Origin of the sequence: Nonomuraea basaltis, from assembly GCF_005893125.1 — a bacterium.
In the GTDB taxonomy this organism is placed as follows: Bacteria; Actinomycetota; Actinomycetes; order Streptosporangiales; family Streptosporangiaceae; genus Nonomuraea; species Nonomuraea basaltis.
The window spans coordinates 1-7,025 of the sequence record NZ_VCJS01000388.1 but is presented as its reverse complement, the minus strand read 5'-3'; the positions used below and the strand labels follow the sequence as shown (position 1 = coordinate 7,025).

6 protein-coding genes and 2 pseudogenes are annotated in these 7,025 nt (G+C 69.4%); 4 read left to right on the top strand and 4 right to left on the bottom strand.

Features of this window, described 5'->3' with window-relative positions:
* Window positions 1-196 precede the first annotated feature (196 nt).
* A complete protein-coding gene (locus tag EJK15_RS66250) occupies window positions 197-1,066 on the top strand; it encodes a GNAT family N-acetyltransferase (RefSeq protein WP_138720430.1) in 870 nt (289 codons plus the stop codon).
* Between the two features lie 167 nt (window positions 1,067-1,233).
* On the opposite strand, the gene EJK15_RS66245 is transcribed toward EJK15_RS66250, so the two are convergent.
* Window positions 1,234-1,635 carry a DUF6223 family protein gene (locus tag EJK15_RS66245; protein WP_138720429.1) on the bottom strand — a complete coding sequence of 134 codons (402 nt, stop codon included), beginning with the start codon at window positions 1,633-1,635 and terminating at the stop codon, window positions 1,234-1,236.
* A 260-nt stretch (window positions 1,636-1,895) separates the two neighbouring features.
* Between EJK15_RS66245 and EJK15_RS72295 the strand changes: the two genes are divergently transcribed.
* Entirely contained in the window at window positions 1,896-2,048 is a 153-nt protein-coding gene (locus tag EJK15_RS72295) for a hypothetical protein (RefSeq protein WP_171075376.1), read from the top strand.
* Window positions 2,049-2,423: 375 nt separating this feature from the next.
* Window positions 2,424-3,344: pseudogene (locus tag EJK15_RS66240) on the top strand (ATP-binding cassette domain-containing protein); the annotation flags it as partial.
* Between the two features lie 69 nt (window positions 3,345-3,413).
* On the opposite strand, the pseudogene EJK15_RS78315 reads toward EJK15_RS66240, so the two are convergent.
* Together EJK15_RS78315 and EJK15_RS66230 are read right to left on the bottom strand one after the other, a co-directional pair.
* Window positions 3,414-3,788, bottom strand: a pseudogene (locus tag EJK15_RS78315) (DUF4143 domain-containing protein); the annotation flags it as partial.
* 323 nt (window positions 3,789-4,111) lie between these two features.
* Window positions 4,112-4,720, bottom strand: coding sequence for a TetR family transcriptional regulator (locus tag EJK15_RS66230; protein ID WP_138720428.1), 609 nt, complete (start codon window positions 4,718-4,720; stop codon window positions 4,112-4,114).
* Window positions 4,721-4,815: 95 nt separating this feature from the next.
* Between EJK15_RS66230 and EJK15_RS66225 the strand changes: the two genes are divergently transcribed.
* Window positions 4,816-5,622, top strand: coding sequence for an SDR family NAD(P)-dependent oxidoreductase (locus tag EJK15_RS66225; RefSeq protein ID WP_138720427.1), 807 nt, complete (start codon window positions 4,816-4,818; stop codon window positions 5,620-5,622).
* Window positions 5,623-5,939: 317 nt separating this feature from the next.
* Here the strand turns inward: EJK15_RS66225 and EJK15_RS66220 are convergent.
* The coding region (locus EJK15_RS66220) for an FAD-dependent oxidoreductase (protein ID WP_138720426.1) at window positions 5,940-7,025 on the bottom strand (1,086 nt) is incomplete at its 5' end.

The window sequence follows — 7,025 nt, the reverse complement described above, 5'->3', positions numbered from 1 at the left end:
CAAACGCTGGATCACCCGCTGGAAAGCCGCTCTCAACGCCTTCGCCATCACCTTCGAAGGCCGCCTGAACCCGACCACCCGATAGAACTAATTCAAGATCGAGTTACACCGTTTACTGGACAGGCCCGGATTTCTTCAATGAGCGGCCATGGAAATTCGGGTGCGGAGCGTCAGTGGGGTGGTGTGTGATCGGGGGATGGCGATCGAGGTGGGTAGGCCGGGGGTCGACGGGCTCGGTGACGTGGTGCGGGTGTTGGGGGAGTGGCAGTACGACGGAGGGCCCGTGCAGTTGCATCCGGGGGATGTGGGGTGGTTCTGGCGGTTCGGTGCGGAGCGGACGGCGGAGGCTACGCGGACCTGGAGTCGGGCTGGGGAGGTTATGGCGGTCGGGCTGCTGGATGGTGCGGAGTTGCTGCGGTTGGCGTTCGCGCCGGAGGCGTTGCGGGACGAGGAGTTGGCGCAGCAGGTGGTCGAGGACGTGTCGGCGCCTGAGCGTGGTGTGCTGCTCGAGGGCAAGGTGTACGTCGAGTCGCCGATGGGCGCGCTTGTCCGGGACCTGTTGTTCAAGGACGGCTGGGAGAGCGACGAGCCGTGGACACCACTTCGGCGCGACCTCGGCGCGCCTGTGCCGGATCCCGGCGTACGCGTCGAGGTGATCGGGCCGGAACAGGCGCACGAGTGGGCCGCGGTCCTGCGTGCGTCGTTCGACGGGTCGACGTTCACCGAGGAGCGCTGGCACGCGATGGCGGCAGGTGCGCCGTACGTCGACGCGCGGTGCCTGGTCGCTCGCAACGAGCAGGGCGAGGCGGTGGCGGCCGTGACGGTGTGGTCGGCGGGTGAAGGAAAGCCCGGCCTGATCGAGCCGATGGGCGTGCACCGGGCACACCGCCGTCACGGTTACGGCAAAGCGATCACGGTCGCCGCAGCGCGCGCACTCCAGGAGTTGGGTTCGTCCAGCGTGGACGTGTGCACGCCGAGCTCCAACGTCGGCGCCGTCGCCACCTACCAGTCGGCCGGCCTCGAGCAGTTGCCCGAGAGACGGGACCTGTACCGCAACGCTTCCTGAGGCTTTCGGTGTGGGGTCGGGGTGTGGCCTCGTTGGCGTAGGTGTCGGATAAGTAGGGCAGCCGCACTTGTTGATGTAGAGCTGTCTGCTCGAGAAGCGGCCGCCGAGCGATGATCGAGGTGTGTACGGTCATCAGGGCCTCGATCGCGCGCTTGTATTCGCTGCGGTCAGCCGCTCAGCTCGGTGCGGCGGGAGCGGGCCAGGGCCAGCCCGCCGAGGACCGCACCGACCAGCCCAAGCACCAGGGCCAAGGCCGCCCCGAATACTCCGTTGCCGGTGCCGAGACCACCATCGGCGACAGCCAGTTTCACCACGCCGTTGAGCCCGCCGGTCAGCCCCAACACCAGGGCCATGATGGCTCCCCTCCTCCCGCCGTTGCCGAGACGACGGACGGAGCGCAGCGTCAGCCAGCCGATGACCACGCCGGCCAGCGCCACCAGTGCGGCCACACTGGCCCAGATTCGCTCAGGGGTCCCGAGGAAAGTATCGACACCCTGGCCCGCGCATTCTGCCGGCGTCGTACAGACTGGCGAGGCCGCCTGTGCGGCAAGCGCAAACAGGACGGACATTGAGGATCCTTTCGGTCGAATGACGGGCGCCCGCAGCGTGTGCACGGCGGTGACTCGGCCTATGCCGGCCGAGGCGCCGGTGACGAGCGTGAGCACCTGGGAGGGGTTTCACGGAATCGATCATCGCGCCGTCGAAGCGGCCGCTGCCTCCGACAACGGATGACAGCGTCTACGCAGTTCTGCGTAGACACCTCGTGCCCAGATACGCCCGTCGTCGTAGGTGGCCGCGTGTCTGGGCTGAGTGTTCTCACGCCCGCGGCATGGAACACCGCGTGGTGTCGTTGCGCCTGCCGGTGCTGGCACAGGATGCCCTGCTGATCGTGAGTGGCGTGGTCGTCGCCCTCCGCCGCCGGTGGCCGGTGCCGGTGTTCGTCACGGGGCTTGAGCAGCAACCGAAAGGCCAGTCACGTTAAGGAGCCCGGCGGACGCCTCTTATCGTCACTGGCCGTTCCGATGCAGTATCGCGCCCCGCTAAAGCGCGCCGGGACAACGCCGCGCTGCATGAGGAGCTGACCGATGCCGGAGTCGGGGACGTTGAACGACATCGTTGGCGGGCGGCCGAACTGCAGCAAGATGAGCGTAAGAGGGTGTTGCTGAACCGGTGATCTTGCCCGTGTTGATCAGTTCGTGTGGTGCTCCCGGGAACGGCAAGGTAGCGCTCGTGGGGCGTCCTGGGGCACCGAAACCGGCTGTCGCTGATGGTGGCTGCCGGTCCCGTATCAGTGCGAAATCAGCCCGCTGTTGGCGGCGTTCGGCACCGTGGCCTCATCGACGACGAAGGAGCCACGATGACGTACGCGATCCGGGCCGAAGGCCTGGTCAAACGGTATGGCGACAAGGTCGCGCTGGACGGGGTGGACCTGGAGGTCCCCGCCGGAAGGGTGGTCGGCGTGCTGGGGCCGAACGGGGCAGGCAAGACGACCACCGTGCGGATCCTGGCGACTCTCCTGCGGCCCGACGCGGGCCAAGCCACGGTGGGTGGCCATAACGTGGTCGGCGACCCGGTGCGGGTGCGTTCCCTGATCGGGCTGACCGGCCAGTACGCCTCGGTGGACGAGACCCTCTCCGGTGTGGAGAACCTGGTGCTCATCGGCCAACTGCTGAACCTGTCTCGGCGGCAGGCCAGACAACGGGCCGCCGAGTTGCTGGAGCGGTTCGAGCTCACCGACGCCGCGACCCGCCCGATCGCCACCTTCTCCGGCGGGATGCGCCGGCGGCTGGACCTGGCGGCCAGCCTGGTGGGCAGGCCGCAGGTGCTGTTCCTGGACGAGCCGACCACCGGCCTGGACCCGCACACCCGCAACGAGTTGTGGGAGGTGGTGCGCGGTCTGGTCGCTGACGGCGCCACGGTGCTGCTGACCACGCAGTACCTGGAGGAGGCCGATCAGCTGGCCGACCGCATCACCGTCATCGACCAGGGCCGGGTGGTCGCCGAGGGGCGACCGGGTGAGCTGAAGCGCCGCATCGGCGGGCAGATCCTGCACGTACGGCCGAGCGTCCCGGCCGACGGGGAGGCGGTGGCCCGGATACTGATCGAGCTGACCGGCCAGATCCCGGAGCGCGATGCGAACACCGGTCGGCTCACGGTGCCCGCCGTCGACCCGATGCTGATCTCCTCCCTGGTACGGCGGCTGGACGCGGCCGGGCTCATGACCGAGGAGCTGGGCCTGCGCCTGCCCAGCCTGGACGAGGTCTTTCTGGCGCTCACCCGGCAGAACGACTTCGCGCTTCTCCCTGTCCCGGCAGCGCCGTACGGTGACATGTCGGCGGGCGAAGGTCGACAGCTTGAGAAGTTCAGCGAAGACGAAGGTCTCCAGGAGTCCGCCGAGGGCGGGATGGCCGGGGGCAAGGAGCGACTCCGCGTCCACGTCCATGAGATGGGCGGCCAGTCCGCTGTCGGTCACATAGGTCTTGGGCGCGTGGGTCACCCGTGAGCTGAGGTTGTTGGACCATGCGGGCGCCGAGGCGACCAGGAAGACGGTTTCCAGGTGGGCCAGATATGTACGCACGGTCGCGACGTCGAGTCCGAGACTGTCGGCAATATGGGCGAGGACCAGCTGTCCGCCTGCTCGGGCCGCGACGAGAGCGATCAGATCGGGGATCGCCTGGGCCTTGTTGACATGGGCGAACTCACGGATGTCGCGAGAGATCACGGCGTCCAGGTAGCCGCGGAACCATGCCCGAATCGCCACTGGCGAGTTGAGTCGCAGGATTTCCGGATAGCTGCCTTGGCTTATGAGGTGGATGTAGTCCTCGCACGTCCATGCCGACTGGCGACCGGTGAAGGACTCCGGGTCGGTGAACGCCTGATCGCAGAATCTGCCTGCGTCCCCCACACGCTCGCTGACCGCGAAGGGCCACAGGTCCACGAAGGCCGCCCGGCCCGCGAGCGACTCCGACAGCGTAGGGATGCTGAGGAAACGGGATTTCGCGTTTTCCGGGGTCTTCGGCAGTCGGGCAGCAGCCACGCCCGTCTTCAGGAGGCCGCCGCGTTTCCCCGTACCGCCGCGACCGCCGCGAGGACCAGGTCTTCCAGCGGCGTGGTGCCGTCGCTGCGGGTCCAGGCCTCGCCGGCGACGTCCAGGCAGGTGAGCACGCAGGCGACGATCGCGTCGGCGCGCAGGTCGTGCTCGTCGTCCGGTGCGACGCCGAGGCGGCGGCGGATGTCCGGGGCGAGCAGCGCCTGCCATTGGAGGTGTTTCTCCAGGCTGCGGGCGCGCAGGGACGGGGTGCCGTAGAGCATCTTCGATATCTTCAGCGTGGTCGTGTCGTCCTGGCCGGGCCGTGGCGCGTGGCGCAATGCGTTGAGCAGCGCGGTCCAGGCGTCCTCGGTGGCGGGCCTGGCCTCCAGTTCCTTGCGGATCAGCTCGCCCTGGGCGGCGAGGTCGCCGAGCACGATGTCCTCCTTCGTGCCGAAGTAGCGGAAGAAGGAGCGCCGGGAGATGCCTGCCGCCGCGGCGATGTCGTCGATCGTCGTCGCCTCGAAACCGCGCTCCAGGAACAGGCCCATCGCGGTCCGGGCGACCTCCGCGTGGACGGCCTGGCGGGTACGGGCCCAGAGCTTCTGGTCAGGAGTGGCCGACATGTCCCCATGCTAGCACTTCAGTGACCAATTGACACTTAGTGCCAGACCGGCTTACAGTGCCACCGTCGTCCCAAACCGGACTCCTGGAAGGAGACATGACACCCGTGGACTACCACGGCCAGACCACCCTCATCACCGGCGCCAGCGCGGGAATCGGCGCCGAGTTCGCCCGGCAACTCGCCGCACGGGGTTCCGACGTCGTGCTCGTCGCCCGCCGACTGGACCGGCTGGAGCGCCTCGCGCACGAGCTTGCGACGGCGTACGGGATCACCGCGACCCCGATCGCCATGGACTTGGCCGCACCCGGCGTCGCGGCGGCACTCGACGTCGCGATCACCGAGCGCGGCCTCACCGTCACCAGCCTGATCAACAACGCCGGCTTCGCCACCAACACGGCGTTCCACCAGGAGGACCCGCAGCGGCTGGAGGCGGAGATCGCCGTCAACGTCACCAGCCTCGTCGACCTCAGCCGCGTCTTCATCGAACGGCTGCGCGCCCGCCGCGGCGGCGTACTCGTCAACGTCGCGAGCATGGCGGCCTACCAGGCCACCCCGACCATGGCCGTCTACGGCGCGACCAAGGCGTTCGTGCTCAGCTTCACCGAGGCACTCTGGTACGAGTCGCGCGGCACCGGCCTGCGCGTGATGGCACTGTCGCCGGGCGCCACCGAGACCGAGTTCTTCGACGTCGCCGGCGCCCAGGCCGACGGCGGTACCGGCCGGATGCGCCCCGACGAGGTCGTCGCGATCGCCCTGAAGGCCCTCGACCGGCGCACCCCGCCGCCCAGCGTGATCACGGGCACGAAGAACCGCCTGATGGCGCACGCGGGACGGCTGGCCGGCCGCCGCCGCATGACCATGACGATCGGCTCGATGATGGACCGGGCGGGGTTGGGCCGCTGACCCCTGAGCTGCGGATCCTACAAGAGACCAACCGGCCCGTTGCGCGGGCGGCGCCTCCCCACTCGGGAGAGATCATCGCTCATGGCGGGATACATCACGAGGAGCCAGGTGAGCGACAGCGAGGCCGCCGATTCCCCGACCAGCCCGTTGAGACGACCGCGCCTGTAGCGCCGTATGAGCCGGTGCGCATCGTGCCGACCCGCCCGGATGGCTGGCCCGACTGGCTGGGCCGCAGGCCGATCAGCTGATCTCCGTCAGGGTGGCGGCTAGCATGTCCGCCATGTCTTCTCGATCGGCCGCGGCCCGGGTTCCGTTCACTAGATCCGGTTGCTGAGGGCGCGCAGCAGAAGTCCGAACCCACGGGTGGCAAGCCGCGGCGGTGTGGCGCCGTTCAGCCGTATGAGGTGCTCGCTCTGCATCACCGTGCGCGGGCCGGACACCGCGAGGGCGCGTGAGGCGACCGTGGAGGCCAGGGCCGCCCGCCGCCTGCGCCTGGAGGAGTACACGCCTACGACCGCGCGCGGATCGGGTACGGTGCTCAGGCACTCCACCAGCGTCGCCACGTCCTCCAGCGCCTGGTTCGTGCCGTGCGCCATGACGGGCGGCATCCCGTGCGCCGCGTCCCCGAGCAGCACGCACCGCCCGTCGCCCCAGCGGCGCGGCACCTGGTGCCGGGTGTGCGGGAACACCTCGGCGTCACCGTCCCCCAGCGACGCCAGCACCTGCTCGACCGGGGCACCCCAGCCCGCGAACCGGCGGCGCAGCATCTCCAGCGGCTTGTCCTCCGGCGGCGCGCCCGGCGACCACGGCACGTCGAAGAACCACTGCATGAGCCCGTCGCCCGCGCCCATGTACCCGAAATCGCCCTGCCGGCCGACCATCAACGTCGTGGTCGACCCGGGATCGAACGGAGCCGGCGTCAGACCCTGCCAGACCGCCACACCGGTCAGAGCCGCCTGGCCACCTCCCAGCACGAGAGCGCGCACCCGCGAGTGCACACCGTCGGCCCCGACCAGGAAGTCACCGCTGAACTCCTGACCTGCTTCCGTCCGCACCCGTACGCCGTCCCCGTCGGCCTGCAGCTCCGCCACCCGCGCACCGAACCGCACGGCCCCCTCCGGCAACCCGCTCTCCAGGAGGGTGATCAGCGACCCGCGCGGGATCACCCGCGCCGCCGACCCGAACCGCCGCGCCAGCACCTCCAGGTCGAACTCCAGCACGCGGCGTCCGCTCGCGGTCCGCAGGCATAACGTCGTCAGCCGCTGCCCCACCCCGTCCAGACCCACGCCCAGATCCGCCAGGATCGCCGTGCCGTTGCACCACAACGTGATGGCCCCACCCCCGAGACGCAACTCCTGCGCCTGTTCCAGCACCACCACCTCGTGCCCCGCGGCGATCAACCC